Annotated in this window: 22 protein-coding genes; 9 read left to right on the plus strand and 13 right to left on the minus strand. The window is 61.7% G+C overall.

What is annotated here, in order from left to right:
- Complete coding sequence (locus tag ACSQ2A_RS11970; RefSeq protein WP_436072424.1) at positions 1–1,440, minus strand: aldehyde dehydrogenase family protein; 1,440 nt, start codon at positions 1,438–1,440, stop codon at positions 1–3.
- A gap of 54 nt (positions 1,441–1,494) precedes the next feature.
- A complete protein-coding gene (locus tag ACSQ2A_RS11975) occupies positions 1,495–2,646 on the minus strand; it encodes a fumarylacetoacetate hydrolase family protein (protein WP_436072425.1) in 1,152 nt (383 codons plus the stop codon).
- A 259-nt stretch (positions 2,647–2,905) separates the two neighbouring features.
- Between ACSQ2A_RS11975 and ACSQ2A_RS11980 the strand changes: the two genes are divergently transcribed.
- A complete protein-coding gene (locus ACSQ2A_RS11980; RefSeq protein WP_436072426.1) occupies positions 2,906–3,622 on the plus strand; it encodes an SIMPL domain-containing protein in 717 nt (238 codons plus the stop codon).
- Between the two features lie 182 nt (positions 3,623–3,804).
- On the opposite strand, the gene ACSQ2A_RS11985 is transcribed toward ACSQ2A_RS11980, so the two are convergent.
- Positions 3,805–4,635 (minus strand): sulfite exporter TauE/SafE family protein, encoded by an 831-nt coding sequence (locus ACSQ2A_RS11985; protein ID WP_436072427.1) that lies wholly within the window; start codon positions 4,633–4,635, stop codon positions 3,805–3,807.
- A 2-nt stretch (positions 4,636–4,637) separates the two neighbouring features.
- Complete coding sequence (locus ACSQ2A_RS11990) at positions 4,638–5,057, minus strand: secondary thiamine-phosphate synthase enzyme YjbQ (RefSeq protein WP_295412399.1); 420 nt, start codon at positions 5,055–5,057, stop codon at positions 4,638–4,640.
- Between the two features lie 256 nt (positions 5,058–5,313).
- On the opposite strand from ACSQ2A_RS11990, the gene ACSQ2A_RS11995 reads away from it, so the two are divergent.
- The 5 genes from ACSQ2A_RS11995 to ACSQ2A_RS12015 all read left to right on the plus strand — a co-directional run bounded on the left by ACSQ2A_RS11995 (position 5,314) and on the right by ACSQ2A_RS12015 (position 10,752).
- The gene (locus tag ACSQ2A_RS11995; RefSeq protein ID WP_436072428.1) at positions 5,314–7,569 is read left to right on the plus strand and encodes an OmpA family protein; all 2,256 of its coding nucleotides are present in this window, start codon (positions 5,314–5,316) and stop codon (positions 7,567–7,569) included.
- A gap of 128 nt (positions 7,570–7,697) precedes the next feature.
- Complete coding sequence (locus ACSQ2A_RS12000) at positions 7,698–8,213, plus strand: TIGR00645 family protein (RefSeq protein WP_436072429.1); 516 nt, start codon at positions 7,698–7,700, stop codon at positions 8,211–8,213.
- Positions 8,214–8,349: 136 nt separating this feature from the next.
- Positions 8,350–8,751, plus strand: coding sequence for a hypothetical protein (locus ACSQ2A_RS12005; protein ID WP_295412404.1), 402 nt, complete (start codon positions 8,350–8,352; stop codon positions 8,749–8,751).
- A gap of 168 nt (positions 8,752–8,919) precedes the next feature.
- On the plus strand, positions 8,920–9,612 hold the full coding sequence (locus ACSQ2A_RS12010) for a tellurite resistance TerB family protein (protein WP_436072430.1): 693 nt from the start codon (positions 8,920–8,922) through the stop codon (positions 9,610–9,612).
- A 99-nt stretch (positions 9,613–9,711) separates the two neighbouring features.
- Complete coding sequence (locus tag ACSQ2A_RS12015; RefSeq protein ID WP_436072431.1) at positions 9,712–10,752, plus strand: Atu2307/SP_0267 family LLM class monooxygenase; 1,041 nt, start codon at positions 9,712–9,714, stop codon at positions 10,750–10,752.
- Between the two features lie 41 nt (positions 10,753–10,793).
- On the opposite strand, the gene queF is transcribed toward ACSQ2A_RS12015, so the two are convergent.
- The 7 genes from queF to ACSQ2A_RS12050 all read right to left on the minus strand — a co-directional run bounded on the left by queF (position 10,794) and on the right by ACSQ2A_RS12050 (position 16,939).
- The gene (queF, locus tag ACSQ2A_RS12020; RefSeq protein WP_436072432.1) at positions 10,794–11,246 is read right to left on the minus strand and encodes a preQ(1) synthase; all 453 of its coding nucleotides are present in this window, start codon (positions 11,244–11,246) and stop codon (positions 10,794–10,796) included.
- A 3-nt stretch (positions 11,247–11,249) separates the two neighbouring features.
- On the minus strand, positions 11,250–11,471 hold the full coding sequence (locus ACSQ2A_RS12025; protein WP_291416758.1) for a hypothetical protein: 222 nt from the start codon (positions 11,469–11,471) through the stop codon (positions 11,250–11,252).
- Between the two features lie 70 nt (positions 11,472–11,541).
- On the minus strand, positions 11,542–11,835 hold the full coding sequence (locus ACSQ2A_RS12030) for an HlyU family transcriptional regulator (protein ID WP_295412411.1): 294 nt from the start codon (positions 11,833–11,835) through the stop codon (positions 11,542–11,544).
- A gap of 11 nt (positions 11,836–11,846) precedes the next feature.
- Entirely contained in the window at positions 11,847–12,134 is a 288-nt protein-coding gene (locus ACSQ2A_RS12035) for a DUF2442 domain-containing protein (protein ID WP_436072433.1), read from the minus strand.
- 10 nt (positions 12,135–12,144) lie between these two features.
- Entirely contained in the window at positions 12,145–14,202 is a 2,058-nt protein-coding gene (rpoD, locus tag ACSQ2A_RS12040; RefSeq protein ID WP_436072434.1) for an RNA polymerase sigma factor RpoD, read from the minus strand.
- Positions 14,203–14,390: 188 nt separating this feature from the next.
- Positions 14,391–16,328 carry a DNA primase gene (gene dnaG, locus ACSQ2A_RS12045; protein ID WP_436072435.1) on the minus strand — a complete coding sequence of 646 codons (1,938 nt, stop codon included), beginning with the start codon at positions 16,326–16,328 and terminating at the stop codon, positions 14,391–14,393.
- 77 nt (positions 16,329–16,405) lie between these two features.
- Entirely contained in the window at positions 16,406–16,939 is a 534-nt protein-coding gene (locus ACSQ2A_RS12050) for a carboxypeptidase regulatory-like domain-containing protein (protein ID WP_436072436.1), read from the minus strand.
- Between the two features lie 164 nt (positions 16,940–17,103).
- Here ACSQ2A_RS12050 and ACSQ2A_RS12055 point away from each other — a divergent pair, with 164 nt between their 5' ends.
- Complete coding sequence (locus ACSQ2A_RS12055) at positions 17,104–17,496, plus strand: hypothetical protein (protein ID WP_436072437.1); 393 nt, start codon at positions 17,104–17,106, stop codon at positions 17,494–17,496.
- 3 nt (positions 17,497–17,499) lie between these two features.
- On the opposite strand, the gene ACSQ2A_RS12060 is transcribed toward ACSQ2A_RS12055, so the two are convergent.
- The gene (locus tag ACSQ2A_RS12060; RefSeq protein ID WP_436072438.1) at positions 17,500–18,060 is read right to left on the minus strand and encodes an HdeD family acid-resistance protein; all 561 of its coding nucleotides are present in this window, start codon (positions 18,058–18,060) and stop codon (positions 17,500–17,502) included.
- Positions 18,061–18,246: 186 nt separating this feature from the next.
- Here ACSQ2A_RS12060 and ACSQ2A_RS12065 point away from each other — a divergent pair, with 186 nt between their 5' ends.
- Positions 18,247–19,437 carry an MFS transporter gene (locus tag ACSQ2A_RS12065; protein WP_436072439.1) on the plus strand — a complete coding sequence of 397 codons (1,191 nt, stop codon included), beginning with the start codon at positions 18,247–18,249 and terminating at the stop codon, positions 19,435–19,437.
- A 104-nt stretch (positions 19,438–19,541) separates the two neighbouring features.
- A complete protein-coding gene (locus ACSQ2A_RS12070) occupies positions 19,542–20,690 on the plus strand; it encodes a diguanylate cyclase domain-containing protein (RefSeq protein WP_436072440.1) in 1,149 nt (382 codons plus the stop codon).
- 3 nt (positions 20,691–20,693) lie between these two features.
- Here the strand turns inward: ACSQ2A_RS12070 and ACSQ2A_RS12075 are convergent, their stop codons facing one another.
- The gene (locus tag ACSQ2A_RS12075; protein WP_436072441.1) at positions 20,694–21,152 is read right to left on the minus strand and encodes a GatB/YqeY domain-containing protein; all 459 of its coding nucleotides are present in this window, start codon (positions 21,150–21,152) and stop codon (positions 20,694–20,696) included.
- Between the last annotated feature and the right edge of the window lie 131 nt (positions 21,153–21,283).

Below are 21,283 nucleotides of genomic sequence, written 5' to 3' on the forward strand. Positions count from 1 at the left end.
TTAGCCGGCAGCGGTGTAAGCCGTCTTCACAATGGTGAAGAACTCCGAAGCATAGCGACCCTGCTCGCGCGGGCCATAGCTCGAGCCCTTGCGGCCACCAAACGGCACATGGAAATCAACGCCGGCAGTCGGCACATTGACCATGACCATGCCCGCTTCCGAATTGCGCTTGAAGTGCGTCGCATACTTCAGCGAGGTCGTCACGATACCAGCCGACAGGCCGAATTCCGTGTTGTTCGAAGTCGCTAGCGCCTCTTCGTAATCCTTCACCTTAATGACCGCAGCCACCGGCCCGAAGATTTCTTCGCGGGCGATACGCATGGAATTGGTCGCTTCGGTAAACAGCGTCGGCTGCAGGAAGTAGCCTTCCGTCGCCGCCTTCACGCGCTCGCCACCAGCCACCAGCTTGGCGCCTTCTTGCCTGCCGATTTCGATGTAATCGGTGTCCTGCTTGAGCTGGCTCGGATCGACCACCGGGCCAATTTCAGTATTCTTATCAAGGGCATCGCCGACGCGCAGATTGCGGGTGCGCTCAGCCAGAGCCTCGACGAACGCATCATGGATGCCTTCCGTCACGATCACGCGCGAAGCCGCGGTGCAGCGCTGACCAGTCGAGAAGAACGCCGACTGCGCAACGGTTTCCACGGCAACCTTGAGATCGGCGTCATCGAGCACGATGGTCGGATTCTTGCCGCCCATTTCGAGCTGGAACTTGCGGTTATGCTCGATCGAAGCCGCCGCCACGCGCTTGCCAGTACCCACGGAACCCGTGAACGAAATGGCATTGACGTCCTTGCTGTCGAGCATGGTCTGGCCAACGACCGAACCCTTGCCCATGACCAGGTTCAGCACGCCCTTGGGGAGGCCCGCGCGTACCAGAATATCAACGATCGCCCAAGTCGAACCCGGCACGAGATCGGCGGGCTTGATCACCACGGTATTGCCATAGGCCAGCGCCGGGGCAATCTTCCAGGACGGAATGGCAATCGGGAAATTCCACGGCGTGATGATGCCGATGACACCCAGCGGCTCGCGGGTGATTTCAACGCCAACGCCCGGACGCACCGACGGCAGCACTTCGCCCGAAAGGCGCAGCACTTCACCGGCAAAGAAATCAAAAATCTGGCCGGCGCGGGTCACTTCGCCGATGCCTTCCGGCAGCGTCTTGCCCTCTTCGCGGCTCAGCAGCTCGCCCAGTTCCTGCTTGCGCGCGAGGATTTCGTCGGCGGTCTTGCGCAGGATCGCATGGCGCTCAAGGATGCCCGAACGCGACCAGGCCGGGAACGCGGCCTTAGCTGCGGCAATCGCCTGCTTGGTTTCTTCAACGGTGGCGCGGGCATAGACGCCGACCACTTCGTTGAGATTGGACGGGTTGATGTTCTCAACGCCGTCGGAACCGATCCATTCGCCGTTGATCAGGTTCTTGTGCAATTCGCTCATGTCGAAGCCTTTCAAAAATGTCGTGCGTCGCCCGTGGGGGAGGAGATCCGCAGGCTAGAGAAGATCAGCGCGGGCAAGATCCCGCAGCAGGTGGCTGGAACCATAGGTCCAGGGCGGACACTTGGTCGAGAGATTGACGGTGTTGGTCAGCGTACCGAGCGACGGCGTCGAAATGGAGACAGTGTCGCCGAGCTTGTGGGTGAAGCCCTTGCCTGCGCCGTCGCGATCCTTCACCGGCGCGAACATGGTGCCGAGGTAAAGCACCAGCCCGTCCGGATATTGATGATGGCCACCAATGGTCGCGGCAACCAGGGATTCCGGCGTACGCGAAATCTGCGCCATGTTCGAAGCGCCTTCGAGCACGAAGCCGTCGGTACCCTCGACTCGCAACGCAATCTCGGAATTCTTCACGGTATCGAGCGTGAAATCGCCGTCGAACAGCCGGATGAACGGCCCCAGCGAAGCCGAAGCATTGTTGTCCTTGGCCTTGCCAAGCAGCAGCGCCGAACGCCCTTCGACGTCGCGCAGGTTGACGTCATTGCCCAGCGTCGCGCCGATGATTTCGCCCTTGCTGGTCACCAGCAGCGCCACTTCCGGCTCGGGATTATTCCAGCTCGAAATCGGGTGCAGCCCGACTTCGGCACCATAACCCACCGAGCTCATCACCTGGCTCTTGGTGAAAATTTCAGCGTCCGGCCCGATCCCGACTTCGAGATACTGGCTCCACACGCCCTTTTCGATCAGCGCCGCCTTGACCTTCATTGCCGGCTCGGAGCCAGGCACGAGCTGGGAAAGATCTGTACCGATCAGCTCCAGAATTTCGCTGCGCAACGCGTCCGCACGAGACTTATCCCCGCGTGCCTGTTCTTCGATTACTCTCTCGAGCAGCGAAACGACGAAGGTTACGCCGGAGGCCTTGATGGCCTGCAGATCGATGGGAGAGAGGAGAACGGGCAAATTTTCGCTGGTCTGACCAGCAACGGAATTGGCAACCGCCGCCGCCGCATCGCCAAGTACCACGCCTTCGGTCGCCTTCACATGCGCCGCCGCCTTGCCGCTTTCGGCAATGTCGCGCACCGTAGCAAAACCCTTGGTGGTGATATCGACAAGCCGCCCATCGCGCACGGTGACGATGCGCGGTTCGGCATGGCCAGGCACGCGGGCGCGACCAAGCAAAATACCCTCGGGAATGACGTTCGCGACCATGCTGGCTCCCCCAACTAAAATGTTAGCTGTGACTACCCCAGCGCAACCGCACGGCGCAAGCCTGTCATTCAAATAGTCATACTTATTGCCAATGCCAAGAGCCGTTAAATGCCAATCTTCTTTCCCCGCAAATCCCGGCGAATTCCAAGCATCGACAGAAACATAAACAGCTCGTTCAACTGGCGTTCATGTGCGCCGCAATACTGACGCATTGGCTGGGGTATGAAATGCCTCACCAAACACACATACGGAGTTTGCCATGCGTCTCGCGATTGCCCTCGCCCCCCTCGCCCTTCTTGCTGCCGCTGTTCCTGCGCTCGCCGGCACGATCACCATCGAAGGCCGCGGCGAAGTCCGGGCTGCACCGGATATGGCGCTGATCAATTCCGGCGTCACCACCCAGGGCGCCACCGCCCGCGAGGCCCTCGACGCCAACACCGCTGCCATGGCCGAGCTCATCGCCGCCCTCAAGGAAACCGGCATTGAAGCGCGCGACATCCAGACCTCGGGCTTCTCGGTCAATCCGAACTATGTCTATTCCGACGCCCGCGACGAAAACGGCTATACCCTGCCGCCCAAGATCAACGGCTACCAGGTGTCCAACACGGTGACCATCGCCGTCCGCGATCTCGAAGAGCTCGGCTCCATTCTCGACAAGTCGGTGAACGTCGGCGCCAACACCATCAACGGCGTCAGCTTCTCCGTGTCCGATCCGACCGAACTCTATAACGAAGCCCGCAAGGCCGCCTTTGCTGACGCTCGCAGCAAGGCCGAACTCTATGCGACCGCCGCCGATGCGACGCTGGGCGAACTCGAAGCCATCTCGGAAAGCCAGAACATCAACAGCCCGATCCCGATGCCGATGTATGCCCGCGCTGATGTAGCTTCGGCGGCACCTGTTCCGGTCGAAGCTGGCGAAATGACCTTCTCGATCGGCGTCAATGTTCAGTGGGAACTGGACAACAAGGCGAACTAATTCGCTTCGGTGGCCTTGAACCGGCCACCTTCATGACACACGTCCAGCCTGAACCGGAGCCATCGGTTCAGGCCTTCCTAGGCGGGTGGCATCCAGATTTCCGGGTTCCCCCTGTTGAGGGGGGCTTGGACGGTGGGGGCGGACCACCGTAGTCACCCGCCCCCACCAGCCCTTTCTGCTGCTTAGCCGGCGACAACCTTCCAGAGCATGTTGAGGCCCACGGCCACGAGGAAGGCAGCGAAGACGTATTTGAGCGTCTTCTGGTCCAGGCGATGCGCCAAAGCCGCGCCAAATGGCGCGCAAACCGCCGCCATCGCGCCCACCAGCACCAGCGCCACGATATTAATGTAGCCAACGCTCAGCGGCGGCAGATCGCTCACGCCCCAGCCCGAGATAAGAAAGCCCAGCGTGCCCGAAAGCGCGATCGCGACGCCGATCGCCGCGGAGGTACCTACCGCCTTGTGCATGGTCTGGCCAAATGCCACCAGCGTCGGCACCGTCAGCGAGCCGCCACCAATCCCCATCAGCGAAGAGAGATAGCCGACCACGAACGCCGCAGCGCGATGCGTCGGCTTCGAGCCATGGAGATGCCCCATGAGCTTGGTCTGGAACGAGAAGACGATATTGGCGGCAATCACGAAGGCCATGACGGCAAAGACAATGCGCAGCACGTCGCCTGAATACCAGCCGGCCATCAGCCCGCCGATAAACGTCCCCGCCACGATGAACGGCGCCCAGAGCTTGAACACGTCCATATCGAGCGCCCCACGCTTGTGATGCGCACGTGCACTCATGATCCCGGTTGGAATGATAATCGCCAGCGATGTACCCACGGCCACATGCTGCACCACCTCGGAGTCGAACCCCATCCACAGCAGCGCCGTGCTGAGCGCCGGCACGATCACCGCGCCGCCGCCAATGCCCAGCAGCCCCGCCGCCACGCCCGAAACCACGCCCGTGGCCAGCATGCCGAGCACAAACGGCCAGTAGCCGATGATGTCAGCCCAATCCATGTTCATTCCCCGATGATATGCAGCACCACGTTCCGCTGATGCGGGCGGCGACGGTGCTCGAAAAGATAGATGCCCTGCCAGGTCCCAAGCACTGTTTGCCCACCGACAACAGGAACGGAAATGGAGGTTTGGGTCAGGGCCGACTTGATATGCGCCGGCATGTCATCCGGCCCTTCGGTTGTGTGCACCAGCCAGTCCATACCCTCCGGCGCCAGGCGCCTGAAAAAGCCCAGTAGGTCGGTTTGCACATCCGGATCGGCATTTTCCTGTATGAGCAGCGAACAGGATGTGTGGCGCACGAAAACGGTCAGAAGCCCGGTAGCGATCCCCGATTCCGCTATAAAGCGGTCCAGCACGTCGGTGAACTCGTAAAGTCCCTGGCCCTTGGTGGGAATGCTGATGCTGTGGACGGCCTGCTGCATGGCTCGGGCCTAGCACGCCCTTGCCTGTGGAACCAGCGCAACGCCGGCCCAAACCGTCCACTTTGCCCCACTGGCGCCATGTTCCCTTGGTCACCCTCCAGCCATCAGTCCGGGGGAACCAACGCCAAACCCAGGCGTTGCGGGCTTTGCGGGGGAACAGCATCACGTCGAAGGCTAGTCCGACCATTCAGACTGTGTTCAGGATGGCGCCGCGATGCTTGTCTCAAATGTCACTCGACATAAAGGAAGAAGAACAATGCGCCTTAGAAACTGGCTTTTGACCGGCACGAGTGTCGGGCTCATGGCACTGCTGCCACTGACCGTGCGCGCCCAGGATGGCGACTTGGTTGCAGCCTACCAGGCCTATGCCGCCGCCGAAGCCTCGGGCGATGCCGCAGCTATCGAAGCTGCGCGCGGCGTTCTTACGGAACTCTGCATCGTCTCTGGCTATGCAAGCATCGACGAATGTATCGCTGCCGCCACCGGCAATGCGCCTGCGCCGGCGCCTGCCCCCGAACCGCAGCCCGAACCCGCCCCGGTAGAAGAGCCGGCCCCGGTGGAAGAACCTGCCCCCGTGGAAGCGGCTCCCGTTGAAGAGCCCGCCCCTGTCGAAGTTGCACCCGAGCCGGCCCCCGTCGAGGCGCCAGCCCCGGTTGAAGCTGCCCCCGAACCGCAGCCAGAGCCCCAGCCGGAGCCTGCCGTCGAAGTTCAGGTCGAACCCCAGCCCGAACCTGCTCCCGCCGTCGAAGCCACTCCGGAACCTGCTCCTGAGCCGGCACCAGCACCCGCTGCCGAACAACAGCCTGCGCCCGCTCCCGAACCAGCTCCTGCCGTTGAAGCAACGCCCGAGCCGGCCCCTGAACCTGCACCTGCCGTCGAGCAGCAGCCGGCCCCGACCGATCTCGCTTCGGCGCTCGTTGCCCAGGTTGATGCCTACAATGCTGCAGTTGCAGAACTGGCCGCAGGCGACGCCTCTGCCCAGGCCCGCATCGATGCGGCTCTCGCCGAAATCAACGCCATCTGCTCCAATGCCGGCATGCCCGACGTCGAGAGCTGCCTTGCCCCGCTTGGCTTGACCCTCGCGCCGATCCCGGCCGTTGAGCCAGCCCCGGTTGAGCAGCCCGCAGCCCCTGTCGAGCAGCCCGCGGTCGAAACGCCGCCGGCTGAACAGCCTGCCACCGTCGATCCCAACGCGCCGCCGGCCGAGGCCCCGGTCACCGTTGACGGTCAGCCTGCTGAAATCGTCGAGGACTTGCCCGCTGGCGTCACGCAGGAGCAGATCGCTCCGGTGCTCGACAGCGCCAAGGACATTCAGCTCGAAACGCCAGTGGTCGATGGTCAGGCACCGGTAGCACCGCCCGTTGCCGAAGCCCCGCTCGCGCCGCCGCCGGAATCCGACGCTGACGCCCAGTCCGAGGAAATGCGCGCCTTCGCAGCCGCGCCGATCACCCCCGTCGCCGCCGAAGCCGGTACGGCCGTCACGGCGACCGAAAACACGACCGTCAACCAGACTGTCGTCAACAACTACATCAACAACATCACGAATATCACCAACGTCACCAATAACGTGACGAACAACACGACCAACAACACGCAGAACAATATCGGCCAGCAGAACAACGTCACCGTTGTCGAGCAGGTGCCGGTACGTGAAGCGACGGCCGGCGACATCATCACCCAGGTGATCCTGCAGGTCGGCACCCAGCTCGTGGTCAATTCCATCGGCCAGGACACGGACCGCTTCTACAATCCGCAGCAGGACGAGGTTTATTACGAAAACCTGCCGGGCGGTCGCGTGCGTGAAGTGGTTGAACGTCCCGACGGCAGCCAGGTCATCACCGTGCGTAACCGCAATGGCGATATCCTCCGCCGTTCGCGCATCACGCCCGATGGCCGTGAAATCGTCCTCGCCTACTTCGACGATCGTTATGACGAAGACCTGCTCGTCTGGCGCGACCCGGGCCAGGACCTGCCGCCGCTCCGCCTCAACATCCCGGTGCGCGACTACGTCCTCGACGCCTCGTTTGCTGATGAAAACGAAGTCGGGAACTTCTTCGCACAGCCGCCGGTCGAACAGGTCGCCCGCGTCTACTCGATCGACGAGGTCAAGCGTTCGGCTCGCGTTCGTGACTCGGTCCGTCGTCTCGAGGTTGGCAATCTGACCTTCGACACCGGCGCCGCGACCATCAATCGCGACCAGGTGGGCGCCCTCTCGGGCGTTGCCAATGCCATGTTGCAGCTGCTCCAGGCCAACCCGGCGGAAACCTTCCTCATCGAAGGCCATACCGACGCCGTCGGCTCGGACATCTCCAACCTGCGTCTGTCGGACCTGCGTGCCGCCACCGTCGCCCGTATTCTCACGGACTTCTATGGCGTGCCGCCGGAAAACCTCGCCACCCAGGGTTATGGCGAGCGCTACCTCAAGATCCGCACGGAATTGGGCGAACGCGAAAACCGTCGCGTCACCATCCGTCGCATCACGCCGCTGATCACCGTGGCCAACAACGGCTAAACTTGGCGATCCACCGAAAAGAAGGGGCCGGACACACGTCCGGCCCCTTTTTCTTGCCCCTGCGTCAGCGCGTCCCTTGCCAGCAAATATAGAATTGCTATCCGTGCGCGGTCCCGCTGGAGCCCGCCATGAAACGTCTCGAAGTCTTCGTCGAAAGCATCATCCTCGCCTCGCGGTGGCTGCTGGTGGTGTTTTACATCGGCCTCGGACTGGCGCTCGCGCTCTATGCCGTCTCGTTCGGCTACAAGCTCTGGAACTTCGCCAGCCACCTTTTCGGCATGGACGAAACCGAGACCATCCTGAAAATCCTCGGCCTGATCGACGCCGCGCTGATCGCCAGCCTCGTCGTCATGGTCATCATCTCGGGCTACGAAAACTTCGTCTCGCGCTTCGACAATGAAGGCGACGTTCACTGGCTCGGCCAGATCGATGCCGGCTCGCTCAAGATCAAGGTGGCCTCGACCATCGTCGCCATCTCCTCGATCCACCTGCTGCAGATTTTCCTGAACGTGCCGCAGTACACCAACGAGCACATTTTCTGGTACACGGTCCTGCATGTGACCTTCATTTTGTCCGCACTTTTCCTCGCTCTGATCGACAAGATTTCGAAGAAGGGCGATAAAGGCAAAGGTCCCGACCTCTGAGCGGACAGTATATCCGTCTGATAGCAATGGATCTTTTTAGCGCCACAATTGATTTGGCGTTGTGATCACGAAATAGGGAACCGACTTCGGAGGGGTAGCGTTCTTTAGCCAGAATTCACTTGCTAAGGAGCATCCAATGGCTACCCCAGAACGTGATACTATCTATACCAACGACGGCAACCGCACGGTCTATACCCGTGAAAGCAATGGAACCGGCTGGTTCGTGGGCATCATCGTCGCCCTCGCTCTGCTGGCAATCGGCTACCTGGTGTTTTCGGCCAATTCGGGCCCGTCCACCTCGGTTGACGTGAACAGCGCTCCGGCCGTGGAATCCCCGGCTACGGCTCCGGCCCCGATGACTGAAGCTCCGGCTGCTACGCCTGAAGTGGCTCCGATGACCGAAGCCCCGGCCCCCGCAACTGACGCAGCTCCTGCTGCTACCCCGGAAGCGGCTCCCGCTCCGGCTGAAGCCCCGGCAGCAACTCCGGAAGCCACTCCGGCTCCGGCCGCTGAACCGGCCGCCACTCCCGGCGCCTAACATTTCCAATCCCTAGAGCCTCGACCCCTCCCATCGAGGCTTACCGGGCCCCGGTTCCTGTAGCCGGGGCTTCTTTTTGTCTTTTTGCCGCACATCTGCGTTCGTCTGACCGCTTGCGACTTGCGTGTCGAATCCCCATCTCAACGAGAATCCAGAAAGGGAGCGCCCATGTTCAATATCGACCAGATCATCAAGGCCATTCAAACCGATCCGAATACGCAGCGGACGGCAATGACCGGTGCTGCTGGCCTCGCCGCCGGCCTGCTGCTTTCGGGCGGCAAGCCGACCAAGCTATTGGGCAATGCCGCCAAGCTCGGCGCCGTGGCCGCCGTGGGCGGTCTCGCCTACAAGGCCTGGCAGTCCTATCAGGAAAAGCAGGCCGGCGCGGCGCAGTCCCCCGCCCCGCGCGAAGACGCCTTCATTCCGGCCCCCGGTAACGAGGCGGCCGCGGAAGACCTTGGCAAATCCCTCGTGCGCGCCATGATATCGGCAGCCAAGGCGGACGGTCGCATCGACGCCGAGGAAAAGGATGCGATTTTCGAGCGCCTGAAAACCATGCCGCTGTCCGCCGAGGAAAAGGCCTGGGTTTTTGACGAGCTCTCGACCCCGCTCGACATCAATGCCGTCGTCTCGCGCGCCGATACGCCTGAGCATGCGGCTGAAATCTACGCCGCTTCCCTCGTCGCCATCACCGCCGACACCCCGGCCGAGCAGGCCTATCTCGAAGCGCTCGCTGCCAAGCTGCGCCTAGATCCGGCCCTCGTCACCGAAATCCACAAGGCCGCCGGCGAAAAGGCTCCCCAGCCCGCTCCCACGCCGCCGCAGCCCTGGGCCTACACGCCCTCCGGCAGCAATGTCTGATTGTTGATACGATACCGCGCGCACCCCGCGCGGTATCACCCATGTGCGTTCTTGCGACCTGCCGCTTCGGCCGCCATCTCTTCGCGCAAGGAGAACGCCATGGAACTCGGACTTTATTCCTTCGCTGAAAACACCCCGGACCCGCTCAACGGCGGCCACCTGCAATCGCCGGCCGCACGCCTGCGCGACCTGATCGAAGAGATTGAGCTGGCCGACCAGCTTGGCCTCGCCTTCTACGGCCTCGGCGAACATCACCGCCCCGACTACGTCGCCTCGGCGCCGGTGACCATTCTCGCCGCCGCAGCCGCCCGCACCAAGTCGATCCGCCTTTCGACCGCCGTGACCGTCCTCTCCTCCGAAGACCCGGTCCGCGTCTACCAGCAGTTCTCGACCCTCGACCTCATCAGCAATGGCCGCGCCGAGATCATGGCCGGCCGCGGCTCCTTCATCGAAAGCTTCCCGCTCTTCGGGCTCGACCTCGACGACTACGACGATCTCTTCGAAGAAAAGCTCGAAATGCTGCTCGAGCTGCGCAAGGGCGGCAAGGTCACCTGGGCCGGCAGCAAGCACACCAATGCCATCCCCGGCATCGCGGTCTATCCCGAACCGGTCCAAAAGCCTCTGCCGCTCTGGATTGCTGTCGGCGGCACACCCAACTCGGTCGCCCGCGCCGCCTACTATGGCCTGCCCCTGATGATCGCCATCATCGGCGGCCGCCCGCGCCAGTTCATGCCGCTGGTCGACCTCTATCGCCAGACCGGCGAAAAAGTCGGCCACGATGCATCGCTGCTGAAAGTCGGCATCTCCGGCCACGGCTTCATCGCCGAAGACAGCCAGGACGCCCGCGACGTCGCCTTCCCGGCCCATAACGCCACTATGAGCCGTATCGGCGCCGAGCGCGGCTGGCCACCGGGCACCCGCGCGCAGTTCGATGCCAGCACCACCTCGGAAGGCGCCTACTACATGGGCTCGCCGCAGGAAGTGATCGACAAGATCCTGCTGCAGCACGAATGGTTCAAGCACGACCGCTTCGGCCTGCAGCTCAGTGTCGGCACCCTGCCCCACGCTAAGGTCATGAAAGCCATCGAACTCTACGGCACGGTGGTGAAGCCGGCCATCGACAAGGCGCTCGGCAAGTAACCAAACAAAAAGGCCCATCCGAGGATGGGCCTTTTTTCTGATTAACCGCGACCGCGATAAGGCGGCACGCCCTGGTCCGGCACCCAAGTGCCCTCGGGCAAGACACCAGTCTGCCAGAACACGTCGATCGGAATACCGCCGCGCGGATACCAATAGCCGCCGATCCGCAGCCAGCGCGGCTTGATCGTCTCGACGATGCGCTTGGCGATATCGATCGTGCAGCCCTCGTGGAACGCACCATGATTGCGGAACGAGGTCAGGAACAGTTTGAGCGACTTGGACTCGACCAGAAACTGATCCGGCACATAGTCGATCACCAGATGCGCAAAATCGGGCTGGCCGGTCACCGGGCAGAGCGAGGTGAATTCGGGCGCAATATAGCGTGCCACATAGTTCACGTCCGGATGCGGATTGGGCACCGGATCGAGCACAGCATCCTCGGGACGCTGCGGTACCCCGACATCCTTGCCCAGTTGCAGCGTTTCCGAGTTCATCGCTTACTTGCCCGAGCGCTTGATCGACTTGATCGCCAGCGGCGGCACGCCGGACTTTTCCGAAATCGCGCGGTCCTGCTCTTCGATCGCCGCGCGGGCCGGCTCGTCGCCATCGAGACCGCCCAGCAGGTTGGCATCCACCTTGCGGTTAGAGCGCTGCGAGCCGTCTTCATAGACGATATCGAACATCACGAATTCACTGCGGGCTGTCGGCTTCTTGGCCATGATGGCAATCCTTCAAAAACAGGACCGCGAGCCGTGGGGCCCGCGGTCGACACAAAATTCCAGTCTGGCGCTAGCGGTAGATGCCTTCGCCCTGCTCGTCGATGATCTGGCGACCCTTGCTGAGCGCCAGCGCGACGAGATCATCCTTCGAGCCCATCCGGTCTGCGCGGATGAACTTGTAGCTTTTGAGTTCCCCGCCCACGTCCTTCTCGATGGTACCGGCCAGCTGGTATTCGCTGCCCGCGCGCATCTCGATGGCCTTGATCAGAAAGCCCTTGTAGCTCTCTTCGCCGAGAGCCTTGTCGCCAGCCGGCGCGCTATCCTCGGCACCGCCACCACCAAAGAGCTTCTTCCAGAACGACATAGGCAACTCCCTCACATGCGTCTTTGTGGCCTGGGGCGCACGAGTTCCCCCCGCCGGTCCATCTCCTCCTGCAGCCATTGCGGGGAGATGTCAAAATGGTTCGGCCAGGTCGGCGTGCCGTTGGCAAGGCCCACCTTGGCGAAAAAGGCCCGATCGCGCAGCGGCTCGGTGCCTTCGCCGCGTTCGGCCAGCATGGGCGCCGCATTGAAGGCGCCATGCGTGCCATCGGAAAACGTCACCGCCAGCTTGAACGGAATGCTGGCGCGGATGGCGGTGACTTTCAGGCGGGGAGCAGCCACGGGGCTGCTCCTAGTTATCGAGGAAGCTCCGGAGCTTCCGGCTACGGCTCGGATGCTTGAGCTTGCGGAGCGCCTTGGCTTCGATCTGGCGAATACGTTCGCGGGTCACCGAGAACTGCTGGCCGACTTCTTCGAGGGTATGGTCGGTGTTCATGCCGATACCAAAACGCATACGAAGCACACGCTCTTCACGCGGCGTCAGCGAAGCGAGAACGCGGGTCGTCGTCTCACGCAGGTTCGACTGGATCGCCGCATCGATCGGCTGGATCGCATTCACGTCCTGGATGAAATCGCCGAGGTTCGAATCCTCTTCGTCGCCGATCGGCGTTTCCAGAGAAATCGGCTCCTTGGCGATCTTGAGGACCTTGCGGACCTTGTCGAGCGGCATCTGGAGCTTTTCGCTGAGCTCTTCCGGCGTCGGTTCGCGACCGATTTCGTGCAGCATCTGGCGCGAGGTACGGACGATCTTGTTGATCGTCTCGATCATGTGCACCGGAATACGGATCGTGCGCGCCTGATCAGCGATCGAGCGGGTGATCGCCTGACGGATCCACCAGGTCGCGTAGGTCGAGAACTTGTAACCGCGACGATACTCGAACTTATCGACGGCCTTCATCAGGCCGATATTGCCTTCCTGAATGAGATCAAGGAATTGCAGGCCGCGGTTCGTGTACTTCTTCGCGATCGAGATCACGAGGCGAAGGTTGGCCTCAACCATTTCCTTCTTAGCAATCGCAGCCTCGCGCTCGCCCTTCTGCACCTTGTGAACGATGCGGCGGTATTCGGCGATATCGAGGCCGGTTTCGGTGGCAAGCGTAGCAATCTCGTGACGGATATCGTGCACGGTGTCGGCTTCGCGACGAGCGAATTCAGCCCAGCCCTTGCCGTCAAAACCTTCAAGCCCGGTTTCCCAGGTCGGGTCCAGCTCGCGCCCATAGTAGTTCTGCAGGAAGACTTCGCGCTTCACGCCATAGCTTTCGGCCAGGCGCAGCAGGCGACCTTCAAGACGCACGAGGCGCTTGTTGATGTCGTAGAGCTGTTCGACGAGGCTTTCGATACGGCTGGTATTGAGCGACAGCGACTTCACGTCGGTGATGACGTCAGCACGAAGCGAACCAAGCTTCTTGGATTCAGCGTCGGAAACGGCAGCAGTACGATCGACGGCATGACGATCCTGCATAACGCGCATCTGGCCATAAGCTTCGGCGATACGGTTGAACGTCTCGACGACCTGCGGCTTCAGCTCGGCTTCCATGGCCGAGAGCGACAGGGCGTTGTCGAATTCGTCGTCGTCGTCCTCGACCGGGTCCTGCGGAGCTTCCGGCTCCTCGGGCACATAGTCGTCTTCGCTGTCGGACGATGCCGCGCGACGCGGGGCAGGCTTTGCAGCCGCCTTGACGACCTCCGGCTCATGACGCGCCGGCGCCACCGGAATTTCCGGAGCAGCCTGCTTGGCGTCGGGGCCAGCATAGGTCGCTTCAAGGTCGATGATGTCTCGGAGCAAAATTTCGCCTTCGGCGAGCTGGTCGCGCCAGATGATGATGGCCTGGAAGGTCAGCGGCGATTCGCAGAGACCTTCGATCATGGTCTCGCGACCGGCCTCAATGCGCTTGGCGATGGCGATTTCGCCTTCGCGGCTCAGCAGCTCAACCGAGCCCATTTCGCGCAGATACATGCGCACGGGGTCGTCGGTGCGATCCGAGCCGGATTTGGTATTCGAAGTATTGGCAAGAGCCGTGCCGCCCGAAGGCGCGACTTCCGAACCAGTATCGTCTTCGTCCTTCTCGACTTCGGTCTCCTCGACCTCGTCTTCGTCGACGACATTGATGCCCATTTCCGAGAACATGGACATGAAATCTTCGATCTGCTCGGAACTTGTTTCGTCCGCGGGCAGAACAGCGTTCAATTCTTCATAGGTAACATAGCCGCGCTTCTTGGCGACCTTGATCAGCTTCTTGACCGCAGCATCGTTCTGGTCGATCAGGGGGCTGTCATTGGAGGCCTCCGGAGCCCCGGATTCGGGCTTCTCGGTTTCCTTGCTGGCTTTGTTCGCTGCCTTGGTGGCCATATGCTACTCCTCGGGACCCGTGGGCATCGGGCGCCGGACTTGTCATAGGTGGTGTCGGCTCAAGACAAGGTAAAGGTTTGGTAACCAAGGCGTTAACACGCCGCGTTCACAATGGCCCGCTCCGGGACGCAATGACGAACTCGCCATATGCAAAATCGCGCGTCTTCGCCGGTCTTTAGAGAAGTCCTCTAAAAACTGCGAGTCGCGCGTCCCGATAGCGAACCAAATCCTTCGATCAATGCCTCAGTGCCATCGACAGTGGTAATCTGGTTCTTGATGTCTCGCAGCCTTTCAAAGGTTTCATCGCTCGGGTCTTCGCCCAGCGCCGCTTCGGCTGCCTTCAATTCCCTATTTAGCTGAACTTTCTTGTTATGCAAGGCCAGCGCATGACTTAATCCGGTTTCGGCGTCAGCCAGTGCGGTATCGGACCCTACTTGCCAAACGCCCTGGCGCACCAAAGTTTCCGCCATTCGGTCAAGAACTGGCCCATGACCACGTGCACCCAGGGCCGCCTGCATGTCGGGCGCCGAAATATCATGGTGCCGCACAGCCAGCGCCAGAATATCGCTCAACACCTTCTGCGCCGTCGGCGTTTCGCAATCGAGTGCCGCCAGAACTTCGAACTTGTCCTCGACGAGCGCCGGATGGTTCACGAGCGTCTGGATGATCGTCGCCTCGCGTGGCGTCGTCTCGATGCCAGGCCCACCCCGCACCAGACGGGAATTGCGCAATGTGTCGGAAACAACAGAACGCGGCGTCCCGCGCGCAGGAAAACCATAGGCGCCGCTTTTGCCATAGCCCGGCCGCCCGCCACCGCGCTGGCTATCCCTGCCCTGCCGGATCGGCGCGAAGAAGGCTTTCAGCTTTTCATCGAACGCCTGCTGATAGTGGAAGCGAACAGTCTGGTCCTGAATGGAATTGGCCCGCTCGCGCAGCCTCGCCTGCAAGGCCGCCCGTTCTTCCGGTGCCTCCGGCACCAGCCCGCCCGTCTCGAGGCTCCAGAGCATATCCGACAGGCTCCGCGCCTTGTCGATCACATCGGCAAAAGCCTGCCGCCCCTGCGCCTTGATCAGGTCGTCGGGATCCTGCCCTTCCGGCAGCGTCGCAATCTTCACGGTCTGGCCGGGTTTCAAGTGCGGCAGCACCAGGTCCATGGCGCGCTCCGCCGCCTTGAGACCGGCCTTGTCGCCATCAAAGCACAGCACCGGCACCTCGGCCATGCGCCAGAGGAGTTGCAGATGCTCTTCCGTCAGCGCAGTACCGAGCGGCGCCACCGTGCCTTCAAAGCCCGCAGCCACCGCCGCGATCACATCGAGATAGCCTTCCACCACGATAACCGTGGCCCCTTCCCGCGCCGCTGCCCGGGCCGATTGCCCATTGTACAGCGTCTGGCGCTTCGAAAAGAGACTGGTTTCCGGCGAATTGAGATACTTCGCCGGCACATCGGCGCTCAGCGCTCGCCCACCGAATGCAATGATCCGGCCCCTGAAATCGGTGATCGGAAACATGACGCGATTGCGGAACCGGTCGTACGTCAGCGGATCGTCGTCTCGGCTCGTCACCAGCCCGGCATCGAGCATCGCCTGCGCCGAAACGCCATTGGCGGCCAAATGCTCTTTCAGGCCATTGCGGCTATCTGGTGAAAACCCGATCCGGAACCGCGTCTGGCTGGCCGCCGACACGCCGCGATCGAAGAGATAGCCCCGAGCCCGTGCGCCGATATTGTGCGACAGCGCCGCCTCGTAATATTTCGCGGCAAGTTCCATGACCTCGACGAGGCCCTTTTGCGCCGCCTCGCGCTGCTCGGTCCGCTCATCCCGCGCCGGCATCGCCACGCCGGCCATACCAGCCAGCTTCTCCACCGCCTCGGGAAAACTCATCCCGGCCTTCTCGGTCAAAAACCGAAAATGGTCGCCGCTCGCCCCGCAGCCAAAGCAATGATAGATGCCGCGCCGGTCATCGGCGTGAAAGCTCGGGCTTTTCTCGGCGTGGAAGGGGCAGCAAGCCCACATATCGCCCTTGCCCGGTTGCGATTTCCGCTTGTCCCAAAGCACATGTTCGCCCACGACCTGCGTGATAGGCAGGCGCTGACGGATTTCTTCCAGGAACTGATCGGAAAAGCGCATGAGGCTTAGATAGGCGCTTGCTCACGCCAAGTCATCAGCGCCGAGCTTTTCCACAGCCACCGCCGGTCGAGCCGCGGTCAATACCCGCGCATGACCAGTCGGACACTCCTCCCGTTCTGAACATGAACCTTTTCGACAATGGGAAACTGCAAAAACACAACCTCGCTTGGGAGGTGGATCATCGCGATGACGTAATATTCGCCGTCCGCAACACGGTCGAAGCTGAAGGATCCGCCCGAACTGGCGATCGTCGTCCGCATATATTCCCCATACCGCGGATCGGCATCCGGCATCTGGGCACCGCCCCATAGGGCGTATTTCCGCCCGCGATAGATCGCCGCAATCCGCTCATCGGCATAGGCCGTCCGGGGCACGAGAAACACATCCGTACCAACCGCACGCAACAGCTTGCCACTGTTTTGGCGCACGAAGGCCTGCCCGCTGACCTTGGCCCGTCCCGTCGTCTTTATGAAAGCGGCCGCCTCAGGGTCGAACGAGTTCGTCAGCACAACCGGTTCGCGCGTCGTCACGCACCCTGCGACCAAAGCCGCCAGAACCAGAACCACAACTATTCGGGCAATGGTGAGATGGTGGAGACGTGGCGTAATCATGAAAGCCCCCGCACTTCATGTTCACGTTATGTACTCATGACAAACTTGTTGAGTCAAGCAGGTCGGCTCTCTCACCGAGGGCCGCTATCTGTTCGAGCGCAGGCGCCTCCGCTATGGTCGGAGGCGCGCCTCTTTGCTCTTTGCTCTCACGGTAAAGTCGACCCTTGCCCCCTACCCAGAAATTCCCGCTCCGCATCTTCATCCTGCTGACCGCGCTACCCGCAATCGCCATCGGTGCCACGCTCTGGATCGTCTCGGACCTCGTGCCAGCCTGCACCATCGAGGAGCACGAACGCCTGACTTCGCCCGACCAGAAATTCGATCTCGTGGTCTTTTCGCGCGATTGCGGCAATGCCGAACCCAATACCCAGGCCGCTCTCGTGCCGCCGGGCGAGGAAGTTCCATTCGATGCTGCGAGTTTCTTCTCGGTCGGCGCCGATGCCGATCTTGCCGCTCAATGGCTGGCGGCCGATTCCATAGGAATCGCCCGCCCCACCGGAGCCACCGTGTTCCGCGATGACGCCAGCGTTGCCGGCGTCACGGTCACCTACAAATAGGCGTCAGGCCTTGCTGGCCTGATAGAGCCGCCAGGCCCAACCGAAGAGGCCGATGGCGAAGAACACCAGCAGAATGCCGCCGAGGACCATGCCGACGGCTGCTGTCAGCACCGGGAAGAACAGGAAGACCAGCCCGAGCAGCACATAGGACACGCCGGACAAGACCACCGGCCAGATCCGCGCATAGCTGTCCCGCTCCCTCACCACCACCACGATCTGCATCACGCCCACGAACAAGGCGGCCAGACCTACAATGGTGCCAAAGAAGGTCGCGGTGAAAATCGTCGCGATGAACGGCTGGATAAAGAACAAGATACCCAGGATCAGCGACGCAGCATTGGCGATGATGTCGAACCAATAATTGCCGCTCTTGCCGCCACCAAAGGTCAGGCTCCAGAGCCCCAGCGCACCATCGACGATGAGCAGGATACCGCCGAACAGCACCAGCACCGTCAGCGCATCGCCCGGGAAAATGATCGCATAGAGTCCCGCCAGCAGCATCAACAGTCCGCGCAAGGCTGTCGCCGCCGCAAAGCGCCGCTTCGTCTGGGATGAAACCGTCATTCTTGTGCCCTCCATCGGGCCGGAGAGGCCCGTCCAGCAGAAGAACTCTAGCGCCACCAATCCATTGGCGCCAGTCATGTGCCACTATAGTTTTTCTATACTGCCCCGACCAAAATATGGATTGTGCCAATAGGCCCGCTGTGAAATGAGCGAGCTCCAATTGAGGCCGCCGCGGCGGTTGCTGACATGTCCCTGCCCCTCCTCGCCCTGTTCCTTGCCGCCTTCGCTTTCGGCACGGCCGAATTCGTCATTGCCGGCATTCTGCCTGATGTTGCGGCGGGGCTGGATGTCTCCATTCCCGTGGCCGGCTACCTGATTTCGGGCTATGCGATCGGCATCGCCATCGGCGGCCCGCTTCTTGCCGTGGCGACCAAGAAAATAACCCGCAAGGCGTTGATTCTGCTTCTGGGCGGCATCTTCATTCTCGGACAGGCCTTCTGCGCCCTCGCACCCAATTTCGAAATGCTGATGCTGGCCCGCGTGCTGGTCTCGGTGGTCCACGGTACTTATTTCGGCATCGCCGCCATCGTGGCCGTCAGCATCGTCTCGCCAGATAAGCGCGGCTTTGCCGTGGCGCTGATTCTCTCGGGGCTCACCGTCTCCAATATTCTCGGCGTCCCCGGCGGCACTGCCATCGGCAATGCGCTGGGCTGGCGCGCCACCTTCTGGGCCGTGGGCATCATCGGCCTGCTAGCGACACTGGCGGTTGCCATCTTCCTGCCGCGCAACGCCGCCTCGGAAACCACGTCCGGCAGCTTCATTCGTGAATTCAAGGTGCTCGGCCGCCAGCAGATCGTGGCCTCGCTCTTCATCGTCATCCTGGTGATGATCGGCCAATACAGCCTTTTCACCTACATCACCCCGCTCCTGACCAATGTCACCGGCATCGAAACCGGCGTCGTGCCATGGGTCCTGCTGCTCTATGGCGTCGGCTCTACCATCGGCGTTTTCATCGGCGGCCGCCTTGCCGACTGGAAGCTCATGCCATCCCTGGTCGCCATCCTGGCGCTGCAGGCCGTAATGTTCGTCACCATCCATTTCGTCAGCCCCTACCCGGTGGTCATGGCTATCGCGACAATCCTATGGGGCGGCGTCAATTTCGCCTTTGGCTCACCCGTGCAGTCGCGTGTCCTCGCCTGGGCCGCCGACGCACCAAACCTGGCATCCGCCCTGATCCCCACCGGCTTCAATATCGGCATCGCCATCGGCGCCGTGCTTGGCGCCTACGTGATCGATTCGGGACTCGGCTATGGTTTCCTGCCGCTCATCGGCGGTATTTCCTCGGCCCTCGCCGCGGCCATCGCCATCGGCTCAGGCCTCTGGGATCGCAGCACCGGCGCCCTACCGCCCGTTCCGGTCGCCGCCGCGGCCAAATAGGCCGCCCAAAAAACGTGATCGCCGATCGCTACAATTGCAGCTTCTCTGTAAGAGAGCTTTGTATCTTTGGCCGCTAAGAGGGGCCGTAGCGGTCGGGTGCTCGAATGGTCATCGACAATGCCACATTGCTGATCGGCATAGCGTTTTCGAGCGCATCGCTGCTGCTTGCCCTGCTTATCGGCTGGCTCAATGCCCGCACGGAAACCTATCTCGTCCTCGGCGCCGTAGGCATGGCGCTCATCGTTCTGGCCGTCATGCTCATGGGCTTCCGCAATGGCGCCTACGGCTTTGGCCAGCACCTCGTCCCCTACACGCTGATCCTGATCGGCTTCAGTTTCGTCTATGCAGGTGCCCGCCGTTTCCGGGATATCAAAGCCAGCATACGTCCCCCAATCGTCGTCGGGGTGCTGGCGGTCGTGGCCATCGGCATTCCTTTCCTGATGGGCCTGACCGGCGTCGGCACGATCCTGCTCAATTCCCTTGCGGCGGCCATCCTGGTGCTCTGCGCCATCGAACATTGGCGCAGCAAGGACCACCCCCACATCGCGCTGAACGCCAACGCGATTCTTTATTGCATCACGGCCCTCTCATTCCTCTGCTGCGCACTGGTCCTCCTGAGCGAAGCGAGATGGGTCACGACCGAGCCGCCGAAGAACTGGGCCGAAGACTTCAATTCCATCATGTCGCTGGTGGGCTTGACCGGCATTGGCGCGCTGACCCTGACGCTCCATTATGCCCGCGCCGCCCACCGCCATCACACCGAAGCCAATACCGATTCTCTGACCGGCGTTCTCAATCGCCGCGCTCTCTTCGACCGTTTTGGAGGATCAAAGCAATCCAGCGCCACTGCCGTGCTGATGTTCGATCTCGATCATTTCAAGCAGGTGAATGACCGCTTCGGACACGCCCAGGGCGACCGCGTTCTCCAGCGCTTTGCCGATGTCCTGCGCCAGGAATTGCGCCGCGGCGACGTCGCCTCGCGTATCGGCGGCGAAGAATTCTGCGTCGTCCTCAACGACATCGATCAGGAAATGGCAAAAACCATCGCCGAGCGCATCCGCAAGGCCTTCGCCGATCTTGCCCTCGCCATCGACGACCAGGGCCTCATCGCCACCGTCAGCATTGGTCTCGCCATCCCGACGATCGAGGAGGACTTTTCCGCCCTCCTCAACCGCGCAGACGCGGCCCTCTACCAGGCCAAGAATGGCGGCCGAAACCAGGTCCGACTCGCCCCCTTGCGCCTCGTCGCTTAAGCCTTAGCCCTTGGCGGCCAGCGCGTTCCGCACCTGCCCGCTCACTTTGCCGAAGTCGATCCGACCCGGATAGTTGACCTTCAGCGCCGCGATGACCTTGCCCATGTCCTTGGAACCTTCGGCTCCGCTCGACACGATGGCGGCCTCGATAGCGGCAGAAACCTCTTCCTCGCTCAGCGGCTTGGGCAGGAATTCGTTGAGAATATCGATCTCTTCCTTTTCCACCGTAGCGAGATCAGCACGCCCGGCCTGCGCATAGATCGCAAAGCTCTCTTCGCGCTGCTTCACCATCTTCTGGATGATCGCCAAAACTTCATCATTCGTGGCCGGCCCCTTACCGTCGCCACGATTTGCAATATCGCGGTCCGTGATGGCCGCATTGATGGCGCGCAAGGTCGCGGTTCTCCGCTGGTCGCGGGCCTTGAGGGCAGTTTTCAGGCCTTCGCTGATCGTTTCGCGCATCTTTGTGTGCTCCTTGCCATGCAATTTGTTGTCCCCATATAGGCATGAAACGCTGGACGCGCCACTTGCGCTCTGCCGCTTGGCCTTCTAAGAGGAGGCCTCAACCGACATACCTCGCACCCCTTGTAGCG

It is taken from the genome of Devosia sp. LjRoot3 (assembly GCF_964252865.1).
In the GTDB taxonomy this organism is placed as follows: domain Bacteria; phylum Pseudomonadota; class Alphaproteobacteria; order Rhizobiales; family Devosiaceae; genus Devosia.